Raw genomic sequence first — 22,327 nt, 5'->3', positions numbered from 1 at the left:
CGCCCCGCCGCCGCTGACGATCACAGTGCGTCGCCGGAGCGTGGCGAGATGGCGGCGAGCGGGTTCGCCACCGTGCCGTGCAGGACGTCGAACTGGGCGTCCCGCCCCGCGCGGTCATGGAAGCCGGCCCCGGCGAGCTGCTCCCGGTTCAGGCAGACGCGGGCGAACACCGGGCTCAGCAGGTCGATCAGCGCGTGGCGCGCGGCATGCTCGGGGTGTGCCCGCTGATAGCCGAGCACGGTGTCCCGCACGAGGGACCAGAAGCGCTCCTCGGCGACGCCCAGGTGGTCGGCGGCCAGCACCGAGAAGTATCGGAAGTGCCCCGCGAACACCGCCGACAGCACCGAGTGCGCCAACAGCCCGGCCGGCCAGTGCCGGCACAGCGCGCCGGCCCCGCCGTCGGTCGCGGCGCGCTCCGGGAAGTCGCCCTCGACCAGGTCGATGTCGGCGCCGAAGTCCTTGACGGCGATGCGCCGCGGGGTCTCGTCCGCATCGAACACGCAGATCACGTTCTCGCCGTGCGGGGTGAAGGCCACGCCGTACACGTACAGGTAGTGCAGCAGCGGGGGGAGCAGGGCCCGCAGGAACGCCGTGAGCCACTGCTCCGGGGCCAGCCCGGAGCGCCGGACGAGCGCGGTCACGAGCGCCTGCCCGTCTGATCCGACGGTGAGCAGCGCGGCCATCGTCCGGGCCCGCTCGCCGGGCGCCAGGTGCGAGGCGACCGGCTCCCGCCACAGCACCCCGAGCAGCTCGTGCAGGCGGTACGGGGCGTCCACCACGGCGTCGTAGGCCGGATGGGCCACGGTGGCACCGGCGACCTCCGCCAGCGGGATGACGCCGGTGGCCCGTAGCTCCGGGTCCTCCCGCGCCAGCCGTGTCAGCCACGAGGAGACCACGGGGCCGGCGTCCGCGTCGTCGGCGGACATCCCGCGCCAGACCAGGGTGTTGCGGATCATGAGGGCGAGCTTGACGTCCCGCCGGCCCGGTGCGTCGACGTTCGCCACCGTCCGGATGGACTGCAGCGGCAGGTACCGGTCGGGTGCCTCGCCGARATCGACCAGCGCCCCGGTGGCCAGCTCGGCGGCGAACAGCGGGACCACCACGTGTTCCCACTGCCACGGGTGGACCGGCAGCCACCGGTACCGGTCCGCCGCCGCCGCGACGGAACCCGCGTCGGTCAGGCCCGCGCCGATCAGCGCCGCGCGCAGGGCCGCGGTGAACTCCGCCCTGGTACCCGCCGGCAGCTCGGCCTCGTACAGCGTGCCCGGGGCCAGGCCCTCCGCGGTGACGAGCCGAGCCAGGCCGGCTTCGGCCGCCAGCCAGCGCAGCCGGAACGGCGCCCGGGACTCCGGGGCGTAGCGGGCGGCGTCCGTCGCGCCGAAGCCGAGCCGGCCCTTGTTCGCCACCATGCACGGATGCCCGGACTGATGACCTTCGAGCTCCACGTACGACAGGTCGGCGAGCCGGCCCGCGGGCAGCGCCCCGCGCAGCAGCCGGACGTCCGCGCGCTGGGTGGCCGTCACCTCGCGCACGACGTCCGCCAGGACGTCACCCGACCAGCCGAGTGCCTCCCGCGCGTCGAGGAGAAAACGCACCGGGTCCCAGGCCGCCGCGCCGCCGCGCCGCAGCGTCCCGGCGTCCGGCCACCAGCTGCCGAAGGTGCCCCGGCGGGCGGTGAACGTGTAGGCCACCGCCCCGCAGCCGATCCGGTACGGCGCCGGGGTACCCCGGCCGACCGGTGGCGGGTCCGGACGTCGCGCCGCCGTGCCGCCCGCGCTGCTGGTGGTGCCGATGGTGCCGGTGGACGGGTCGGTGGGTGCGGCGGGGTCGGGCGCGGGAACCAGGAGCTCCTCGTACGCCAGCTCGGCGATCAGTCGGGTCAGCAGCGCGAGCCCGGCGGTGYGCCACAGCTCGCTGTCCGTCGCGGCGGTCACCGGCCGGCTCCGCTCGGGCTGCCGAAGGTGGTGAAGGCCGCCGGGCGCGGCAACCGGTGTGCCCGGCCGCCGGTCAGGTCGTCCAGGATGACCGCCGCCCGCCAGGCGCCCAGCCCGAGGTCGGGCGCCCCCACCCCATGGGTGTGCAGTTCGGCGTTCTGGACGTAGATCCGTCCGGTCAGCTCGTCCGCGGTCGCGAGGCGGTAGCGCTCGTCGATCCTGAAACGGCCGCCGGAGTCCAGGTCGAGCAGGTCGGCGACCGGGTCGAGCAGGGTCGCACGGCGAGGCGCGTAGCCGGTGGCGAGCACCACCGCGTCGGTGCCGACGGTGAACGCACGGTGCTGGTCGCCGTGCCGGCAGCGCAGCAGATAGCTGCGCTGCCCATCCGGGCCGGCGCCCGTCCCACCCGGGTCGACTGCCTCGATGGTGACGTTCGGGAGCAGCAGGGCGTCCGGCTCGGCGCCCCCGATGCTGCGTTCGTAGAGCAGGTCGTAGATCTCTGCGATCGTCTGCCCGTCAATGCCCTTGTACAGCTGCCACTGGCCGGGGACGAGGGCGTCCTTCGTCCGCTGGTCGAGCCCGTGGAAGTAGCGCACGTAGTCGGGGGTGAACTGTTCCAGCCCCAGCTTGGAGTACTCCATGGGCGCGAAGGCCGGTGTCCGGGTGATCCAGGCCAGCGCGTGCCCGGAGGTGGGCTGCGCGCGCAGCAGGTCGGTGAACACCTCGGCGCCGGACTGCCCGGACCCGACGACCGTGACGTGCCCCGCCCCGGCGAGCCGGTCGCGCGCCTGCCGGTAGTCGGCCGAGTGGAACACCCGCGGCCCGTGCTGCCCGGCGAACGCCGCCGGCACGACCGGCTCGGTGCCGACCCCGAGCACCAGGTTGCGGGCAGTGACGGTGCGCAGCTGCCCGTCCCACACCGTCACCTCGAACAGCCCGCTGCCCGGCTGCCAGCGCACCGCCTCGACCCGGCTCCCGAAGCGGGTGGACGCCAGGGCGTGCGCCACCCAGCGGCAGTAGTCGTCGTACTCGCGTCGCGGCAGGTGGAACCGTTCGTAGAAGTAGAAGCGGAACAGGCGGTCGTGTTCGCGCAGGTAGGACAGGAACGACCACCGGCTGGTCGGGTCGATCAACGTCACCAGGTCGGCGAGGAACGGCACCTGCAGTGTCGTCCCGTCCAGCAGCAGGCCCGGATGCCAGTGGAACTCGTCCGCCTGCTCGAGGAACACCGCCCGCATCCCGGGCACGCCGTCGGCCAGCGCCGCGAGGGAGAGGTTGAACGGCCCCAGCCCCACCCCGAGCAGGTCGTAGGGGCCGGCCTCGTCCGGGGGCGACGGCATCAAGGGCGGACCTCCAGCAGCGGATTGGGAATCTCCACGTAGATCGACTGGCTCGACACGGGCCCGACCAGCTCGTCGCGCCCGTCGACGCACGTCAGCAGGTTGCCCTTGCAGGGCAACGTCGGCGCGTCCAGGAGCCGGTCCAGCAGGCCGCGGCGCGCGACCAGGCCACCGTCGGCCGTCAGCCCCGACCCCGACCCCGATCCCGTTCCCGGCCCGGACGTCAGGCCCGACCGCAGGCCGACGACGGTCTCGCGCAGCACGGTGAGCAGGTCGTGCTCGTCGGCGAGCCCGGCGGCGCCCAGCGCTCCCACGATGGCCAGCGCGTTGTTCACCACCGTGTAGTAGAGGATGCGTTGCTCGACCAGGGCGTCGTCGAAGACGGCGGGCAGCCCCTCGCCGAGCCCTGGCACCTCCCCGCGAGCGGTGTCGGCGTAGGAGGCGGCCAGGTAGTAGCCCTGGCTGTCGCGGTACCAGCCGGCGACGGGCCAGCCCTGCTCGTCCAGCGTGACCAGGGTGTTCTGCAGGTGCGCCTCCAGGCCCGTCCCGCGGCGCAGGTACAGGTCGAGTACCGGGACGATGAGAACCCGTAGGTAACGGGCGTACCACTCGCGGGCGACCGCCCCCGCCCCCGCTGCCGCCCGCCCGCCGCCAGCAGTGACGTCCGGCGCCCCCGGGCCGCCGACGCCGCCGCCAGTGAGGCTGGTGAGAAGCTCGGCGAGCATCGACCGCCGGGACCGGCCGGGCACCCCCGGGGCCAGGTCGGGGCGGTCCGCGACCAGCGTGCCGGCGCAGACCACCCGGTCGTCGGCCCCGAACGGATTCGTCCGCAGCGAGCATTCCAGCCCGCCGGCACGGACCGACACCCACGACGGCTCCGGAACGAGCCGGAACCGCGGGTGGTGCCGCCGCAGCCAGCCGTCCGCGGCCAGCCGGGCGAACCGGGCCATCTCGGCGCCCAGCGCGAGCTCGTCGGGATGCAGCTCCCGGCGCGAGTTGGTGATCCGCATGCCGAGCGACAGCTTGAGCATCACCGGTGCGTCCGGCCGCCAGACGGTGCGCAGCGACGCCGTCGGGTACCACTGCGGGCCGGACGTCCCCAGGTCCACCAGCCGGCCGTCGCCGAGCAGGCCGGCGAGGGCCGGGCGGTCCCGGATGGCCCTCGCCTGCCAGGGATGGGCCGGCAGCACCACGTACCCCTTCGGCGCAGGCGGTCCGCCGGTGCCGCGCAGGGACGCCAGCAGCGGCGCCGGATCGGGACCGCCGTGCCGGGCGACGTCGGGATGCGCGGCGAACCAGTGCAGCGGGAACGACCCGTGCAGCTCGGGGGAGTACCGCGCCGTCTCCGCGTCGGTCGCCTCCCCGCGGCTCTTCGCCGCCGGATGGAACGGGTGACCGGTGATCAGGGCACGTTCGGCGACGAGGAACGGCGCGGCGCCTTCGTCTCCGGCGGCGCCGTCAGCCCGGGCCACCGACCCGGCGGCGCGGGCAGCGATGAAGCGGGCGAGCCAGGCGGTGGAGGCGAGGATGCGGGCCAGCGCGGTCCGGGCCGCCGCCGGGGAGATCGCGGTGCCCGCCGCCTCCCGCACGAGGAGAGCGGCGAGCAGGCCGACGTCCAGCGGCGTGCCGTGCAGGCGGGGCGGGCCGAACCGGTGCCAGCCGGTGGGCGAGTGGTACTGCAGCTCCGCGTCGATGTCGAGCCTGCTTGCGGGCAGCGCGATCCGCAGGCGTCCCGGTGCCGGTGGCCCGTCCACCGCGTTGCCGAGCCCGACCTCACGGGCCCAGCAGCGGAGCAGCACCTCGGTCACGACCGCCGCGGCCTCCGCCTCCGCCGCGGACGTCCGCCCGGCCTCCGTCATGGCGTCCGCTCGGCGGCGAGCTGGTCCCCGGTCTCGGCGACGAGGGCGAGCAGGGCGGAGACGTCGGCGTCGGTCGCGTTCGGGTTCAGCAGGGTGAGCTTGAGGTGGACGGCCCCGTGGGGCCCGGCGGTGGTGCGCCCGACGACCGCCGTGCCCTCCTCGAGGAGCCGGGAGCGGATGGCGGCATTCAGCCGGTCGAGCCGGTCGAGCCGGCCCGCGTGGCCCGAGAGGGGCGGGACGCCGGCGTGTTCCGGCGCACCGCCGCCGGTATCCGGTGGGTGCTCGCCGGGTTCCGGCGGGAGGTACTCGCCGGGTTCCGGCGGGAGGTACTCGCCGGGTTCCGGCGGGAGGTAGCGGAACAGCACCGTGCTCAGGGTCACCGGAGCCGCCAGTTCAAGCCGCGGGTCCGCGGCCACCACCCGGGCCGCGTGCCGGGCGAGATCATGGCAGGTGTCGACCATCGCGCCGAGGCGCTCCCGGCCCAGCGCGCGGAAGGTCACGGCGATCTTGAACGCGTCCGGGCGGCGGGTGGTGCGCAGGGAGCGCCCGAGCAGGCTGGTGTACCCGGCGATGGTCTCGTCGGCCGGGTTCAGGTAGGCGACCTCGGCGTCGAGTCGGTCCCACCCCCGTTCCGACGGGGTGAGGAAGATGCCGGCGGGGGCCGGCTGCCAGCCGAGCTTGTGCAGGTCGAGGGCGACGGAGTCGGCCTGGGCCAGCCCGGCCAGCCGCTCGGCGAGCCGGCGGGAGAACAGGGCGCCCCCGCCATGCGCCGCGTCCACGTGCAGCCAGACCGGGGCCGGGTGGGCACGGACCAGCTCGGCGATCTCGGCCAGCGGGTCGATCGCACCCGCGTCGGTGGTGCCGGCGGTCGCGACGACGAGAGCCGGCCCGGGGTGGCGGGCCAGCGCCGACCGCAACGCCTGGACATCCATCCGATGGTCGACGTCGACCCCCACCGGGACGATCCTGCGCAGCCCGAGCAGTTCGGCGCCGCGGCGCACCGAGTGGTGGCCGGCCGCGGAGCAGAACACGGGCAGCGCCGCCGCGGCGGCCGGGCGCGGCGCGGGTGTGCGCGCGCCGTGCCGCCTGTGGTGCGGGAGCTGGCCGAGCCAGCCGCGGGGGGAGACGGCGGTGCTCCCGGGGGCCGGCGCGGCAGCGCGTCCGGCGACATGCCCGCCGAGTAACAGGCCCATCAGGTTGGATTCCGTGCCGCCGGTGGTCACCGTGCCGACGGCGCGGGACGGGTCGTAGCCGACGAGGCCGGCCAGCGCGGCCAGCACCTCCGCCTCGATGGTGGTGCCGGCCGGGGCCTGGTCCCAGGAGTCGAGGGAGGGGTTCAGCGCGCTCACCGCGAGATCGGCGGCGACGGCGACGGTGAGCGGCGGGCAGTGCAGGTGAGCCGCGCACAACGGGTCCGCGGGATCGGCCGACCCGGCCGACAGCATGCGGGTGAGCGCGCCGAGCGCCGCGGCCTCCCCATCTCCCGTCGGGGGGAGGAGCGGGCCGGGCTCGCCGAGCGCGGCGAGAACCGCCTTCCGGACGTCCACCGGCCCGCCGGATGGCAGCGGGCCGCTGCGGTCCCGCCGCCCGGCGTCGAGGGCGTCCACGGTGACGGCGAGCAGTGCCCGCAGGTCGTCGGCCGGCCGGTGACCCGGCCTCGTCATCGGGCTTGCGGAGTGCCGGCCCGTGGGCCCGCGCTGGTTCCCGCGTCCAGCGACTCCGCGAGGATCGACAGGGCGAGCTCGGCCTCCTCGTCGGAGACCGTCAGCGGCGGCAGCAGGCGGAGCACGGCGTCGTGCCGGCCGCCGAGCTCGATGATCAGTCCGCGGGCCAGGCAGGCGTCACGGATCGCCGCCGCGCGGCGCGGGTCGGCCGGGCGGGCACCCGTCCGGTCGGCGGTGGCCTCCGGGTCGACGATCTCGAGGCCGRGCATCAGGCCGCGGCCCCGGACGTCACCGACGATCGAGGTGCCTCTCCCGAGCTGGTTCAGGCCGGTCAGGAGCCGGTCGCCGACGACAGCCGCGCGCTCGCTGAGCTCCTGCGCCCGGACCAGCCGCAGCGTCGCCCGCCCGGCGGCCATCGCGAGCTGGTTGCCACGGAAGGTCCCCGCGTGGGCGCCCGGGGCCCAGGTGTCCAGCTCGGCACGGAAGGCGACGACGGCCAGCGGCAGGCCGCCGCCGATGGCCTTCGACATCACCAGCATGTCGGGCACCACACCGGCGCGTTCGCACGCCCAGAAGCGACCGGTGCGGCCCACGCCGGTCTGCACCTCGTCCACGATGAGCAGGATGCCGCGGCGGCGGGTCACCTCGCGCATGGCGCGCAGCCAACCGTCCGGCGCGGGCACGACACCGCCCTCACCCTGCACGACCTCGAGGATCATCGCGGCCGGGCTGGTGACCCCGCCGCAGGGGTCGTCCAGGAGGCGCTCGACGAAACGGGCGGAGATCTCGGCGCTGGCCGGCCCGCCCACTCCGAAGGGGCACCGGTACGGATACGGGAAGGGCAGYCGGGTGACCGCGCCGGCGGCCGGCAGCGGCTCCTTGGCGGCGACCTTGCCGGTCACCGCGAGCGCGCCGGCTGTCATCCCGTGGTACGCGCCCGTGAACGCCAGCACCATCTGGCGGCCGGTGACAGTCTGCGCGAGCTTGAGGGCGGCCTCGACGGCGTCGGCGCCGGTCGGGCCGCAGAACAGCAGGCGCGGATCCTCCCGCAGGCCCACGGGCAGGGTGGCGACCAGCTCCTCGGTGAAGGCGTCCTTCTCCGGGGTGGCGAGGTCGAGCACGTGCAGCGGCGCGCCGGAGCGCAGGACCCGCTCGATCGCCTCGACCACCACCGGGTGGTTGTGCCCGGTGGCGAGGGTGCCGGCGCCGGCGAGGAAGTCGAGGTAGCGCCGCCCGTCGGCGCCGGTGATCCAGGAGCCGTGGGCGCCGACCGGGACGATCGGCAGCGACCGGGCGTAGGTGCGGGCCGCGGACTCCCGGGTGGCCTGGCGGGCCAGGATGGCGGCCGCTGCAGCCGGATCCGTGCTGCCGGGACCGGCTTCGGCGTCGGCCGGAGAGATCATCTTCACGGGCGACTTCCCTTCGAGCGAGCCGGATCAGGGAAGCCTAACTTCGATGAGTCCCGATCTCCGGCGTGTGGATGCGCCGAGCTTTTCCTCACTGTTGCCCCTGCGGTGCCGCACCGGAGTGCTGTCGGTGCTGAGGTCGGGATATCGGGGTGTCGGGATGTCGGGATGTCGGGATCGAGGTGCTGTGGCGGTGTCGCGGTGCCGCGATGCCGCGGTGGCGGGCCGGCAGGGGCGTGAGAGGCAAACCGAACGAAGGACGAACCAGGCGAGACTGTTGCCGACTGTAAGATTACGGTTGCAGGGCGCCCACGCGAGTGATTCTGTCGATGTCTCCGGCGTTGCCCTGGCATTTCTGCGGGGTGTCAGGCGGGCCCGGTCGGCCGGAGGAGGGGGCGTCGACGTGCTGGACCTCCCCGTGTCGGCAGCCCCGCTGCGCGCCCTCGGCCCCGGCCGGCTGCCCCCCGGGATCCTCGGCTGGCTGCGTTCCCGGCCCACCGAGCGCGGGGAGATCGCGGCCTATCTGTACGACCCGGCCGTGGCGGCGCGTGCCGCCGCGGACCTGCGCCGCCACCTGCCTGCCTGGGCGGACCTGTACTTCGCCGTCAAGGCGAACTCCTTCCCGCCCGTCCTCGACGCCCTGCTGCGCGGCACCGGCACGTGCGGTGCGGGTGGGGTCGGAGGTGCGGGTGGGGTCGGAGGTGCGGGTGGGGTGGTGGGCGCGGGTGGGGTGGACGGCTTCGAGGTCTCCTCGGCGCGTGAGCTCGCGCTGGCGGCCGACGCCGTCGCCCGCGCCGCCCCGTCGGGCGGCCGGCGGGCGGGCCTGGTGGCCTCCGGGCCGGGCAAGTCGACGACCCTGCTGCGGGCCCTGCTGGGCGGCTCGCCGGGCTCTGCCGGGCCGGTGGTGGATGTCCTCAACGCCGAGAGCGTGCTGGAACTCCGTCGCATCGACGCGGTGGCCACCGAGGCCGGGCTCCGGGCGGCCGTCGCGCTGCGGGTGAACCCCGCCCAGGTCGGGCTTGGTGGCGCGCTCCGGATGGGTGGGCGTCCCACCGCGTTCGGGATCGAGGAGAGCGCCGTCCCGGCGGCGGTCGAGGTGGCCCGTTCGCTGCCGGGGGTCGAGCTGGTCGGCTTCCACGTCCATGCGGTGTCGGGGAACCTCGACGCGCGGGCGCACCTGGAGTACGTGCGCTGGTGCCTGGACTTCGCGGCCCGGGCGGCGCGTCAGGGGGGCTTCGCGCTGCGGGTGGTGGACGTCGGCGGCGGCTTCGGCGTGCCCTTCGAGCCGGACCGGCGCGGCGAGCGCCCCTTCGACCTGGACCTGTTCGGCGACGGGCTGGCCCGGCTGCGCCCGCCGGAGGGGGTCCGGGTGATCTTCGAGCCGGGCCGGGCGCTCGCAGCGGACTGTGGCTGGTACGCCGCCGAGGTGACCGACGTCAAGCGGGTGCACGGCGAGGCGTTCGCGGTGCTGCGGGGCGGTATTCACCATTTTCAGCTGCCGACATCCTGGGAGATCGTCCACAACTTCGCTGTCGTGCCCCGCGAGACCTGGCCGAGCGGCTGGCCCCGGCCGGAGGTGGCCGGGGGGCCGGTCACCGTGGTGGGGGAGCTGTGCACCCCGGAGGACACCCTGGCCCGGGACGTGACCGTCGACCGGCTACGTGCCGGTGACGTGGTGATCTTCCCGATGGCGGGGGCCTACGGCTACGAGTTCGCGATGCACGAGTTCCTCGGCCACCCCCGCGCCGACCGGGTCGTCGTCGATGCGAGCTCGCCCGAGCCGTGACCGGCATGCACCAGGCTGTGACTGGCACCGGGCTGTGACTGGCACCGGGCCGCGCCGGCGCTAGTGGATCTGACCGGCCGGGGGCTTGAACAGCGGCACGGCGAGGTCGAACCAGAGGTACTTACCGGACTCCACCGACACCGCGCCCCAGCTCGCGGCCAGGGCATCCAGGATGAGCAGCCCGCGGCCGCCCTCCGAGTCAGGCGCGGACTCGCGGCGGTGCGGCAGTGTCGTCGAGGTGTCGGAGACCGAGGCGTGGACCAGGCCCGGCCGGAGCTCGACCAGAAGCCACACCGGCGGGCGGCCGTACTTGACCGCGTTCGTCACGAGCTCGCTCACCAGCAGCTCCGCCGTGGCGCTGCTCTCCTCGGGCAGGGCCGTCATATCGAGGCACTCACGCAGCACCCGTCGTGCCTGCGGCACGGCCGACGGGAGGTAGGGCAGCTCCGCGACGACGTGCGTGGCCGGAAGGCGACACCAGCCTGCCTGCCGGACAACGCTCATCGGAACCGACGTCGAACTCATCAATCACCACGTCTAGAACGGGGACATCCCGCACGGTTCTACCCACACGCCGGCCGGCCAATCCCCCTGACCGGGATCATTCGGCGACCCGGGCGACCAGGATCGCGACGTCGTCCCGCAGGTTGCCGYCCGCAAACCGCTCGGCGGCGGACCGCACACGATCCGCCACCCCCTGCGCGGGAAGCCCGGCGCAGCCGGCGACGGCGTCGAGGAGCCGCTGGTCCCCGAAGAGCTCCCGGCCCTGGCGGGCCTCGACGACCCCGTCGGTGTACAGCACCAGCGACTCGCCGGCGCGCAGCCGCAGGTCCAGGCCGGGAAAGGAGATCTCGTCGTCGTCGAGCACCCCGAGCAGGGTGCCGGTCAGGCCGACGAGTGAGGCGGTGCCGTCCCGGTGCAGCACGACTGGCTGCGGGTGGCCGGCCAGGTGCAGCCGCAGCAGGGCCTCCCCGCCCTCGGTCGGCAGCAGGGTGGCGGCGGCCAGAGTGCAGAAGCGCGCGTGCCCGCTGGGGTAGGCGGTGGCGGTGTCCCGCAGCGCCCGGTTCAGCTCCAGCAGCAGCTCCTCCAGGTCCGCGCCCCGCCCGGTGAGCAGCCGGAGCACGGCACGCGCCACCCCGGTGACCGTGGCCGCCTCGGCTCCCTTCCCGCAGACGTCGCCGATGGCCACCGTCCAGCCGTTCGGCCCGGAGATCAGGTCGAAGAAGTCGCCGCCGACGTCCAGCCCGGCGGACTGCGCCGCGCCGTACGCCGAGCCGAGGTCGATCCCGGGGATGTGCGGCAGCGCGGGCGGGCGCAGCCCCGCCTGCAGGGTGCCCGCGAGCTCCACCTGCCGGCTGTAGAGCCGCGCGTTGTCGACGGCGAACGACGCCCGGCGGGCCAGGTCGGCCAGCAGGTCGATCTCGTCGGCGAGGAACGCGTTCCCGGCCGCCCGGCCGAGCGCGAGCACCCCGAGCACCCGGCGCCGGGCCTGCAGGACGACGACCAGCGCCGGCCCGCCGAACGCGGTCATCGTCTGGGCCTTGTCCCCGCGGGCTGCGCGCACGGCAGCCATCAGCGGGCCGTCCGGGTCGACCGCGGCCCTGGTCAGCGCCGCGGTCTCGGACTCCTCGGCGTGGACGAGGGCCTCCAGCGTCGGATCGCTGCCGTCGTGGTTCAGGTAGACCGCGCACCACTGGGCGAGACGCGGCACCGGCAGCCGCGCCAGCAGGGTGAGCGAATGGGTCAGGTCCAGGCTCCCGGCCAGCAGGTCGGACGCCTCGGCGAGGAAGGAGAGCATGCCGATGCGGCGCTCCTCCGCCCGGCGCATGTCGCCACCGCCGAGCGCCAGCGCCATCCAGCGCGACACGAGCTGGACCTGCTCGACGTCGAAGGTGCTCTCCCCGCCGGTGGCGGCCGGCCACAGCAGCAGCTCGCCGAGGGCCTCCTGGGTCGGGTCCAGCGGGAACACCAGCGCCTCGCCGGCCTGACGGGCACGGCCCAGCGCCGCCACGGTCTCGGTGCGGACCCCGTCCTGCGTCGGGCGTCGGACGCGCCCGCCGGCGGCGGTGGGCAGCGCGTCGAGGAGCTGGGCGAGGAGCTCCGCGACCTCGCCCTCGGCGGTCAGGGCGCGCGCGGTGTCGCGGGCGATCAGCCGCGGCATCCGGCGCGCGGGCCCTGGCGCGGCTTCGTCGCCCACCCTGAACTCGTGGTCTGGGAACGCCCCGGCCGGGGCCGCACCGGACGTTCCGGCCGGTCCCGGTGGCGAGCCGTCGGCGGGCCGGGTGGCGAGGCGGAACCAGACGGTCTTCCCGCCCGCGACATGCTCGGTGCCCCAGGCGGCCGACAGGGCGTCGACCAGGGCGAGCCCGCGCCCGTCCTCACGCAGCCCGTCGAACGCGCCCGGGCCGGCGTCGAGGCCCGCCAACCCCTCGAGGCTCTCCAGGCCTTCCAGCCCTTCGAGGCTTTCCAGGTCGTCCAGGTTGTCCAGGTCCAGGTCGGTGGGCCGCGGGCGCGGCACCGACGTCTCGCGTCGGCCGACGCCGATGCGGACCGGATGACGGTCGCTCACGCTGACCCGCACGCCGGCCTGTTCCAGCGTGATGTCGACCGTGGTGGTCGTGCCGGCGTGCACGACCACGTTGGTGACCAGCTCGGTCACCAGAAGCAGCGCCGAGTCGAGAGTGTCCTCGTCCAGCCTGCCGCGCAGGACGTCCTGCACGAAACGCCGGGCTGACCGCGGCGAGTCGGCGGTCGGCGGGAGCGCGACGGAACGCGGGGGYGGAACCCGGTCTCCGGTCGCGGGGGCGGCGTTCATGTGGCTCAGTCTCTCCTGCGTTGTCCTCGGCAAGGCGGATACTGGCGGCTGATGCGCTCGGCTCGCGTGCTCCCCACGCGAAGCTGGCCAGCGCGGGACGAACGTTCACAGCGACACAAGCACCTACAACCAGCTGACAGCTTGGACCGATCGAACGACACCATCACACCTCCGCCCCTCCGTTGCATTCCGCATCGTCGTCAGCCGCACGCCTACCCCACACCACGATCTGAACCACACAATCGTCAGACATCCGGGAGACGGGTCCGGGGAGCCGTCCGCTCGGGTACCGACCGGCCCGCCGCGACGGGCCGTCGCGGGGCCGCCTCGGCGCGGCTCGCAGCCCTGATAATTCCACCGTCACAGGCTAGGTAGGAGACTGATGAGCGCCGACGCGAGCCCTGACCGCCAGCAGTCGCCCGTGCGTACCGGGGATTCCGGCGGCCCTCAGAACGGTTCCACCGCCACGCTGCCGGCGGGTGACGCCACCAACGGGTCGGTCGAGGCCGCTTCGAACGGGCCCGCCAGCGGTGCGGGCGGTGCGGGTGGCCTGGCGGTCGCGGCTGCCGGCAATGCCGTCTCCGGCGGGGTGGACACGCTGCTCCCAGCCCTGCTCGCCGGGCTCGACCAGCTGGTCGAGGGGGATTTCGGGGCCCGGCTGCCGATCTGTGACGGGATCGGCGGCGACGTCGCGCGCCGCTTCAACGAGCTCGCCGGGATGCAGGAGCGGCAGGCCCGCGAGGTGACCAAGGTCAGCAAGGTCATCCGGCGTGACGGACGTCTCACCATGCGGATGGACGACCTCGGCGGCAGCGGCGGCTGGGACGAGCTGACCCAGTCGGTGAACTCGCTCATCGACGACCTGGGCCGGCCCACTCACGAGGTGGCCCGGGTCATCGCCGCGGTGGCCGAGGGCGACCTGTCGCAGCAGATGGCGCTGGAGATCGCGGGCCAGCCGGTGCGCGGCGAGTTCCTCCGCATCGGCACGACCGTGAACACGATGGTCGACCAGCTCTCGGCCTTCGCCGACGAGGTCACCCGGGTGGCCAAGGAGGTCGGCACCGAGGGCAAGCTCGGTGGCCAGGCCAAGGTCATGGGTGTCTCCGGGGTGTGGCGGGATCTCACCGAGTCGGTGAACTCGATGGCCGGGAACCTGACCAGCCAGGTCCGCAACATCGCCCAGGTGACCACCGCCGTCGCCCAGGGTGACCTCTCGCAGAAGATCACCGTGGACGCCCGCGGTGAGATCCACGAGCTGAAGTCGACCGTGAACACGATGGTCGACCAGCTCTCGGCCTTCGCCGACGAGGTCACCCGGGTGGCCAAGGAGGTCGGCACCGAGGGCAAGCTCGGTGGCCAGGCCAAGGTCATGGGTGTCTCCGGCGTCTGGCGGGATCTCACCGACTCGGTCAACATCATGGCCGGCAACCTCACCACCCAGGTACGCAGCATCGCCGAGGTCGCCTCCGCGGTGGCCCGGGGTGACCTCACCCGGCAGATCACGGTGGACGCCCGCGGCGAGGTGGCGGGTCTCGCGCACACCCTGAACACGATGGTGGACCAGCTGTCGTCGTTCGCGGACGAGGTGACCCGGGTCGCCTGGGAGGTGGGCACCGAGGGGAACCTGGGTGGCCAGGCCCATGTGCGGGGCGTGTCGGGGGTGTGGCGGGATCTCACCGAGTCGGTGAACTCGATGGCCGGGAACCTGACCAGCCAGGTCCGCAACATCGCCCTGGTGGCGACGGCGGTGGCCCGCGGTGACCTCTCGCAGAAGATCACCGTCACGGCGCAGGGCGAGATCCTGGAGCTCAAGGAAACGCTGAACACGATGGTGGACCAGCTGTCGTCGTTCGCGGACGAGGTGACCCGGGTGGCCCGCGAGGTGGGTACCGAGGGGAACCTGGGTGGCCAGGCCCATGTGCGGGGCGTGTCGGGGGTGTGGCGGGATCTCACCGAGTCGGTGAACTCGATGGCCGGCAACCTGACCACGCAGGTCCGCAACATCTCCGCGGTGACCCGGGCAGTGGCCCGCGGCGACCTCTCGCAGAAGATCACGGTGACGGCGCAGGGCGAGATCGCCGAGCTGAAGGACACCGTCAACACGATGGTCGACCAGCTCTCCTCGTTCGCCGCCGAGATCACCAGGGTCGGCCGGGAGGTGGGCGTCGAGGGCAAACTCGGCGGCCAGGCCACGGTGGCCGGCGTCGCCGGCACCTGGAAGGATCTCACCGACAACGTCAACCAGCTCGCGACGACCCTGACGATCCAGCTCCGCGCGATCGGCGACGTGTCCACCGCGGTGACCCGCGGCGACCTGACCCGCTCGATCACGGTCGAGGCCGAGGGCGAGGTCGCCGAGCTCAAGGACAACATCAACCAGATGATCGCCCGGCTGCGGGAGACCACCGAGGTCAACGCCCAGCAGGACTGGCTGAAGTCGAACCTGGCGCTCATCGGCAGCAAGATGCAGGGCCAGCGGGATCTCTACACGGTCTGCCAGATGATCATCTCGGAGATGACGCCGGCCGTGAACGCCCAGCAGGGCACCGTCTACCTGCTCGACTTCATCGAGGGTGACAAGCTGCGCTACGTCGCCGGCTACGGGTCGGTACCGCGGCGCCGCTCGGACGGCACGTTCCTGTTCGGTGAAGGCCTGATCGGCCAGGCGGCGCTGGAGAAGAAGCGCATCCGGGTCGAGGACGTCCCCGCCGGCTACCTCAACATCCGCAGCGGCCTCGGCGAGGCGCCACCGTGTGATCTGGTAGTGGTCCCGGTCATCTTCGAGAACCAGGTGCTCGGCGTCATCGAACTGGCGTCCTTCACCCCGTTCTCCGACCTGCACCAGACCCTCGTCGACCAGCTCGTCGACACGATCGGCGTCGTCCTGAACACGATCATGGCGAACGCCCGCACGGAGGAGCTGCTCGCCCAGTCGCAGCGGCTGACCCAGGAGCTGCGTTCCCAGTCCGTCGAGCTGCAGCGCACCAACAACGAGCTGGAGGAGAAGGCGGCACTGCTGGAGGAGAAGAACACCGAGATCGAGATGGCCCGGATCGGCCTGGAGGAGAAGGCCGAGCAGCTCGCGCTGTCCTCGCAGTACAAGTCCGAGTTCCTGGCGAACATGAGCCACGAGCTGCGGACCCCGCTGAACAGCCTGCTCATCYTGGCCAAGCTGCTCGCCGACAACCCGGACCACAACCTCAGCCAGAAGCAGAKCGACTTCGCCGAGACGATCCACTCCGCCGGTTCCGAGCTGCTCGGGCTGATCAACGACATTCTCGACCTGTCCAAGGTCGAGGCCGGCAAGATGAACGTGGACGCCGGCCCCGTGCGCACCGCCGCGCTGTGCGACGCCGCGGCCGGGGTCTTCGGGCCCACCGCGGAGGAAAAGGGCCTCACCTTCGAGATCAGCGTCACGGCGGATGTGCCGGAGGAGTTCGTCACCGACGAGCAGCGCCTCCAGCAGGTGCTGAAGAACCTGCTGTCGAACGCGGTCAAGTTCACGGATGCCGGCACCGTGCGACTGGACGTCTCCGTCGCCCCGCCCGACACGCCGTTCGTCGCGCCGAGCCTGCGCTCGGCGCCGATGGTGCTGTCGTTCGCCGTCAGCGACACCGGCATCGGGGTCGCCGCCGAGAAGCTCAGGATGATCTTCGAGGCCTTCCAGCAGGCGGACGGCACGACGTCCCGCCGCTACGGCGGTACCGGCCTCGGGCTGTCGATCAGTAAGGAGATCGCCCGGCTGCTCGGCGGCTCGATCTCCGTCTCCAGCCAGATCGGGCAGGGCAGCACGTTCACCCTGTTCGTCCCGTCGGTGATGCCGGCTGACCCGCCGGCCAGCGCGATTCCCGGAGAGCCGGACGGCGTCCTGATGATCGTGGAGGGGACCGGCCAGCCGCGGTGGCGCTCCGACGGTGGCGGCGACCACGGCTGGGGCCAGCTGCCACCTGGCCGCGAGCGGGCCGCCCTCCCCGGCCCGGCCCGGCCCGGCAGCTCGCCGGCCGAGCCCGGCACCGACCTGTCGACCGGTGACGGGGCGGCGCCACCGCCCCCGGCGGGCAGCGCCGCAGCCTCCGGTGAAGGTGGCCCGGTGGTGGCCCCGCGCACGGTCGGGCGCACGCTGTGGTCCAGCCGGGCGCCGGAGACAGCCCTCACGGACACGCCCGAGGCCGCCGGTACTCCGTTCCTCACCGACCCGGTCGCGGTGGCCCGGCCCCCGGCGTCCAACCTGGACACCACCGACCCGCTGGTCGGCGCGTCGATCCTGGTGGTCGACGACGACGTCCGCAACGTGTTCGCGCTGACCAGCGCGCTGGAGATGCACGGGATGCGGGTGCTCTACGCGGACAACGGCCACGACGCGATCCGGATGCTCCAGCAGGACAGCACGCCGGTGCACATCGTGCTGATGGACGTCATGCTTCCCGGCATGGACGGCAACGAGACGACGTCGGCGATCCGCGCGATGCCCGCCTTCGCGCCGCTGCCGATCCTCGTGCTCACCGCCAAGGCGATGCCCGGCGACCGGGAGAAGAGCATTTCGGCCGGCGCGACCGACTACATCACCAAGCCCGTTGATCTTGATCATCTTCTTGGGGTGATGCGGTCACATCTGTGATGATCAGATCGCGTATGGTGCGCATTCGGGTAGGTGTCGACGGGCCGGTGGTGGCCCGGACATGCCGATCAGCGATGGTGGAACAGTGGTGTCGTCGCCACGAGCACACAGGCCGACCGGCGAAGGAGGAGGCAGGCGGGTGACCGAGCGGACCGGCGGACCTGTCGACACCGCGGGCGCGTCAAACACGGAACGGCCACGGAGCAAGATCCTCCTGGTGGACGACCGACCTGACAACCTCATGGCACTGGAAGCGATTCTCGCCTCTCTGGACCAGGACCTGGTCACCGCGTCCTCGGGCGAGGAGGCGCTCAAGCGCCTGCTCGTCGACGACTTCGCGGTCATCCTGCTGGATGTCCAGATGCCCGGAATGGACGGTTTCGAGACGGCGCACCGGATCAAGCAGCGGGGGCGGACGCGCGACACCCCGATCATCTTCCTCACCGCCATCGACCGCGAGCCGCACCACGCGTTCCGCGGCTACGCGGTCGGGGCGGTGGACTACATCGCCAAGCCGTTCGACCCGTGGCTGCTGCGCGCCAAGGTGAGCGTGTTCGTCGAGCTGTTCGAGAAGAACGAGCGGCTGGCCGAGCTCGCCCATCAGCGGGTGCGCGACTTCGATCTCATCGCGGAGGTCGCCGAGCGCCTCATCGCCCTCGACGTCCTCCTCGACGGTGCCGCGACCTCGAACGAGGAGACACTGGCCGCCGCCGGGGCCGAGGTGCGCGGCCTGGTGGCACGGCTGCGGCCGTTCGCCCGCTCGTCGGGCGGCACCACGGAGTGACCGCCCGCCGCGGGTGACCTCCACGGGCTGGCTGTTGCCCTCCTGTGGATCTTCTGCGTGAACACGGGCTTCAGGGTGGTTGACCACTTGTAAGGTCAACATCACCTGGAGTGCGTGTGGGAGGAGGCGGGGCGGATGGCGGGCGGCGACCCGCATCCGCCTGATGCACCCGGCGACGCCGATCCGCACGCGGTCGCCGCCGGCGATCTGCCCCGGCTGAGCCTTCCCTACGCCGACGGCCTCATCACGATCGCCCGGGTGCGCCGAACGCCGGACGCGCCGGTCTGCCGGGTGTCGCCCGGCGACCCGGCACACGGTCAACGGGCGACCCTGGTCGACTTCGTCGCCGCCGATGCCGCGCAGGCAGCGCGGACGGCGGTCGCGTTGGTGCGCCTGGCCGAGCTCACCGCGGTGGCCGTCCATGCGCGGTACGCGCCCTCCGACACGGCCGCGCTCGCTGTCTGCCTCGCCGGCCGCCTGCACGACGTCCGGGCGAGGCGCGGCCTGGCCGGGCACGTCGTCGTCGCCGATCACCGGCCTGAGCTGCCTGCGATGGGCGCTCCTGCGGAGGGGATGGGTGGGGTCGATGCGGCGGATCTGGTGTGCGTGCCACACCTCCTCGCTGTGCACCGTCGGGCCGGGGAGGGGGTGCGTGGTCCCTGGGGTGGTCCGATGGGGCCCGCGGGGGTGACAGACCGGGCGGTGTGGGAAATCATGAGTCCCGATCAGCATCGGGCCTGGCTTGGGGGCCGGCCCGGGCCGCCCGTGGATGTCCTGGAAGAGCACCTGGGCGGGCTGCTCACCCTGGCTGGCCTGGTACGGAGCGGATGTGCGCAGATCCCGAGCCACGCCGAGGTCCTCGGCGTGCTTCGCGGCGGGCCGTTGACGACCGAGGCGGTGTACCGACATCCCGGCCTGTTGCTAGCTGTCGCCGCTGCCCTGGGGAACCGCGAAGAGTAACCGGCCCGTTCAGGCGCCTGCCTGCGTCGATAACATGCGGATACGTCCCATGTGACCGCGACGTCCCGTTACGGGGTTTCACGAATATTTCGGAGGTGCCGACCTGTGGTCGTTGCCCGGCGACACCTCGGACGTTCGCGTGGCAATCGGCCGATTTCAATCGGTCCGTATGCGGTTGAACGACAGCTCCTCGAGGCGGGAACCGGGCCGGTCTATCTTGGTCGGGATCCGGCCGGCCGCGCGGTGGTCATCAAGGTGATCAGTGCGGCCTTCGCCCGGGACCACGAATTCCGCCGGCGGCTGCGGGCCGACCTGGAGACCGTCCGGGCACTGRCACCGCCCACCCTCGCCGAGATCATCGATGCGGACACGGCGGCTCAGCCCCCGTACGTCGTCACGGAGTTCGTTGATGCCCCCAGCCTGGCATTCAAAGTCGCGCACGCCGGCCCTCTCCCGCGGGCCGAGGTGTGGGCGCTCGCTCATGGACTGGTGTCCGCACTCACCGGGCTCCATGGTGCCGGTCTTGTCTCGGCCGACCTGAAGCCCGCGAATGTTTTGCTTTCCGAGGGTGGAATCCGACTGCTCGACTTCGGGCTGTCGCGTGTCCTCAACACCGTCGCCCTACCCGCACGTGCCGGTGCGGGCCCCGGGATGGGCACACCCGCTTTTATTACCCCGGAGCACGTTCTGAGACAGCCGCTCACAGCGGCGTCGGACATCTTCACCTGGGGTGGCGTGGTCCTCTTCGCCGCCACCGGAGGACTTCCGTTCGGTAACGGGACACCGCAGGTTCTGTTGCAGCGCGCCGTCTATGCGGAGCCGGATCTCGTCGGCCTCGACGACACCCTGCGTGACGTCGTGAGCATGGCGATGCGCAAGGACCCGTCTCGCCGGCCAACGGCGGCCGAGCTGCTGGAAATGCTGGAAGGGCGCCTCGCCCCCCTGCCGGTTGACGGCGGCGGGGCCACCCCCGGTGCGCTCGGCGGCGACCTTGCCACGACGACCACGCGGCTCCCCAGCCCCCGGCCCGAGGCCACGGTCGGGGCAGAGCCGGGCACCGAAGCCGACTCCGCGACCACACCCGCGACCACACCCGAGTCCGCCGACCGTCTCGAGCCAGGCGGCGCCGTCGAGCCGACCGCGGTGGAACCGGCAGACGCGGTGGAACCGGCAGACGCGGTGGAACCGGCAGACGCTGCGGAACCGGCAGATGCTGCGGAACCGGCCGAGGCCGAGGGCCTGACAGACGACGGGAAGGCCACGGTGGCTGCCGCCGCCGCGGTACGGCCCGCGGACGAACCCGGTCCGGGGGCAGACACGGCCACCGAGGTCGAGGCGGACCCGGGCACCGGGGTCGACCTGCGGAACGAGACCGAGTCCGAGGCCGACCGGACCGTCGTACTCGAGGCCAAGCCCGGCCCGGTCGCTTCCGTGGAGGCGGCGCAGCAGGCACCGCCAGCGCGCCCGGCCGCGGTTTCGCCGGCAGCCGCGCCCCCGCCGGCGGCCCCGGCGGTTCCGCGGCCCGCAACCCTGCCGCCCCCCGCCGCGGTTCCGTCGGCACCGCCGCCATCGGCCACGGCCCCGGTGGCACCGCCACCCCTGGCAGGGGAACCGCCGGCTTCGACGCAGGCAGGGGCGGGGGAATCCGCCAGGCCGAGCTGGGCACKGGCGGTGGGCGGCTGGCGGTCACGCCTGACCGGCGGGGGCCGCTTCTTCCCGGTCTTCCTCTTCGGGGTCGCGGTCACGGTCGTGATGACCATGATGATCGAGACCGTTGGCATGGTCCGGGCACACACCGCGGCGGGCACATCCGGGCGGGTCGCCCGCCAGGCCGTCGGCCTGCTCGAGCGTCAGCCGGATCTCGCCGGCCAGCTCGCGCTGGTGGCGTACCGGATCTCCCCGACGACGGCGGCCGCGCAGGCGCTCGTGGCCGCGAGCGTCCGGCGGACCGGCCATCTCGCGGGCGACGTCCATGATCTTGCCGTAGCGCCGGACGGCCTGAGCCTGGTGACGGCCGGCGACAGCGGCGCGGGTCTGTGGGACCTGTCCGACCCCGCGTCGGGCCGGCAGATCACCGCCTTTCCGGTCGACGGGCCGCAGGTCAGCGCCGTCGGCTACGTGACGCCGCCCGGGCGTTCCCCGCTGGCCGGCGTGATCGTGGTGACGGCAGCCGGACCGGTCACGACCGGCCGGGCGGCGGAGGAGCCCGCGGCGGGTGCCATCGAGGCCGATGGCGACGTCGCGAGCAACGTCCAGTTGTGGCGGGTGTCGGTGGACGGGGCGGTCGAGCGGCTCGGTGAGCTTGGCGGGCACAGCGGTGCGGTTGGCGAGATCGCTGTGAGCCAGGACGGTGCGACGGTGGCCACCGGTTCGTCCGACGGCTCGCTGCGGCTCTGGGACGTGCGGGATCCGCGCCAACCGACCGCGCTCGCGGCCCTGCGCACCCCGGGGCCGATCACGGCGCTGGCATTCTCCCCCGACTCCGGCCAGCTGCTGGTCGGCGGCAGCGCCCGGCTCTCGCTGTGGTCCCTTGCGGATCCCCGTCGACCGCGTCGGGCCAGCCAGTTGAGCGGCGACGGAGTGGTGACAGGCGCCTCCTACTCGCCGGACGGGCGCACTCTCGCGGTCGCGACCACCGGCCTGCCGATGGCGGTCGCCTCATCGGTGCCGGCCCCCACCGGGACGCGGTCGATCGTGGAGATCTACCGGCCCCGTGACCCGCGGGGTCTGCGGCGGGTGACGTCCTTCACCCCCACGGGCGGTGCCGGTGCCGTTGCCTTCTCGCCGGACAGCCATGCGCTCCTGGTCGGGCCCACGGCCGGMGGCGGCGACGTCGCGCTGTGGGACCTGTCCAATCCGGTCCGCCCGTCGTCGCGGGCGAGCCTGTCCCTGCCGGTACCGGCAGGGCCAGCCGGCCAGCCGGTCGCGCTGGCGCTGGCCGCCGCCGACGGCCGTTCGCTCGCCGTCGTGGACGGCAACGCCGCCCGCGTCTGGGATCTCAGCCTCGGGGCCGCAGGGGACAACGTCTGCGCGCGCTCCCAGAAGGCGATCACCCGCTCCGAGTGGCGTCACCATGTCGGTGCCCGCCACTTCGATCCGCCCTGCCCGTCCACCTGACAACGTGGCGGGATGTGAGATCACCGGCTCGCGTCGACAGATAC

12 protein-coding genes are annotated in these 22,327 nt (G+C 73.4%); 5 read left to right on the top strand and 7 right to left on the bottom strand.

Going from position 1 to position 22,327, the window contains the following annotated elements; genetic code table 11:
• Window positions 1-20 precede the first annotated feature (20 nt).
• From CC117_RS16175 to CC117_RS16155, 5 genes are read right to left on the bottom strand one after another with little or no spacing between them, the layout of a single operon-like run.
• Complete coding sequence (locus CC117_RS16175) at window positions 21-1,934, bottom strand: IucA/IucC family protein (protein WP_071084982.1); 1,914 nt, start codon at window positions 1,932-1,934, stop codon at window positions 21-23.
• Window positions 1,931-3,274: a lysine N(6)-hydroxylase/L-ornithine N(5)-oxygenase family protein gene (locus tag CC117_RS16170; protein ID WP_071084980.1), complete on the bottom strand. Its 1,344-nt coding sequence runs from the start codon at window positions 3,272-3,274 to the stop codon at window positions 1,931-1,933. The genes CC117_RS16175 and CC117_RS16170 overlap by 4 nt, the downstream gene beginning before the upstream one ends.
• Window positions 3,274-5,133 carry an IucA/IucC family protein gene (locus CC117_RS16165; protein WP_071084978.1) on the bottom strand — a complete coding sequence of 620 codons (1,860 nt, stop codon included), beginning with the start codon at window positions 5,131-5,133 and terminating at the stop codon, window positions 3,274-3,276. The genes CC117_RS16170 and CC117_RS16165 overlap by 1 nt, the downstream gene beginning before the upstream one ends.
• Window positions 5,130-6,797 (bottom strand): pyridoxal phosphate-dependent decarboxylase family protein, encoded by a 1,668-nt coding sequence (locus tag CC117_RS16160; RefSeq protein WP_071084976.1) that lies wholly within the window; start codon window positions 6,795-6,797, stop codon window positions 5,130-5,132. The genes CC117_RS16165 and CC117_RS16160 overlap by 4 nt, the downstream gene beginning before the upstream one ends.
• A complete protein-coding gene (locus CC117_RS16155) occupies window positions 6,794-8,200 on the bottom strand; it encodes a diaminobutyrate--2-oxoglutarate transaminase family protein (RefSeq protein WP_084132235.1) in 1,407 nt (468 codons plus the stop codon). The genes CC117_RS16160 and CC117_RS16155 overlap by 4 nt, the downstream gene beginning before the upstream one ends.
• A gap of 406 nt (window positions 8,201-8,606) precedes the next feature.
• Between CC117_RS16155 and CC117_RS16150 the strand changes: the two genes are divergently transcribed.
• Window positions 8,607-9,989 carry a type III PLP-dependent enzyme domain-containing protein gene (locus CC117_RS16150; RefSeq protein WP_071084974.1) on the top strand — a complete coding sequence of 461 codons (1,383 nt, stop codon included), beginning with the start codon at window positions 8,607-8,609 and terminating at the stop codon, window positions 9,987-9,989.
• Between the two features lie 60 nt (window positions 9,990-10,049).
• Here CC117_RS16150 and CC117_RS16145 read toward each other — a convergent pair whose 3' ends face one another.
• Window positions 10,050-10,493: an ATP-binding protein gene (locus CC117_RS16145; RefSeq protein ID WP_084132217.1), complete on the bottom strand. Its 444-nt coding sequence runs from the start codon at window positions 10,491-10,493 to the stop codon at window positions 10,050-10,052.
• Window positions 10,494-10,590: 97 nt separating this feature from the next.
• On the bottom strand, window positions 10,591-12,804 hold the full coding sequence (locus tag CC117_RS16140; protein WP_071084970.1) for a SpoIIE family protein phosphatase: 2,214 nt from the start codon (window positions 12,802-12,804) through the stop codon (window positions 10,591-10,593).
• 382 nt (window positions 12,805-13,186) lie between these two features.
• On the opposite strand from CC117_RS16140, the gene CC117_RS16135 reads away from it, so the two are divergent.
• The 4 genes from CC117_RS16135 (at window position 13,187) to CC117_RS16120 (ending at window position 22,283) form a co-directional block, all read left to right on the top strand.
• On the top strand, window positions 13,187-17,422 hold the full coding sequence (locus CC117_RS16135) for a HAMP domain-containing protein (RefSeq protein ID WP_071084968.1): 4,236 nt from the start codon (window positions 13,187-13,189) through the stop codon (window positions 17,420-17,422).
• A gap of 139 nt (window positions 17,423-17,561) precedes the next feature.
• Window positions 17,562-18,206: a response regulator gene (locus CC117_RS16130; RefSeq protein WP_071084966.1), complete on the top strand. Its 645-nt coding sequence runs from the start codon at window positions 17,562-17,564 to the stop codon at window positions 18,204-18,206.
• Between the two features lie 135 nt (window positions 18,207-18,341).
• Window positions 18,342-19,166, top strand: coding sequence for a hypothetical protein (locus tag CC117_RS16125; protein ID WP_071084964.1), 825 nt, complete (start codon window positions 18,342-18,344; stop codon window positions 19,164-19,166).
• A gap of 51 nt (window positions 19,167-19,217) precedes the next feature.
• Window positions 19,218-22,283: a WD40 repeat domain-containing serine/threonine protein kinase gene (locus CC117_RS16120; RefSeq protein ID WP_321572616.1), complete on the top strand. Its 3,066-nt coding sequence runs from the start codon at window positions 19,218-19,220 to the stop codon at window positions 22,281-22,283.
• Window positions 22,284-22,327 lie beyond the last annotated feature (44 nt).

It is taken from the genome of Parafrankia colletiae (genome assembly GCF_001854655.1).
GTDB classification, from domain to species: Bacteria; Actinomycetota; Actinomycetes; order Frankiales; family Frankiaceae; genus Parafrankia; species Parafrankia colletiae.
This window is presented reverse-complemented; position numbering and strand designations above follow the sequence as displayed.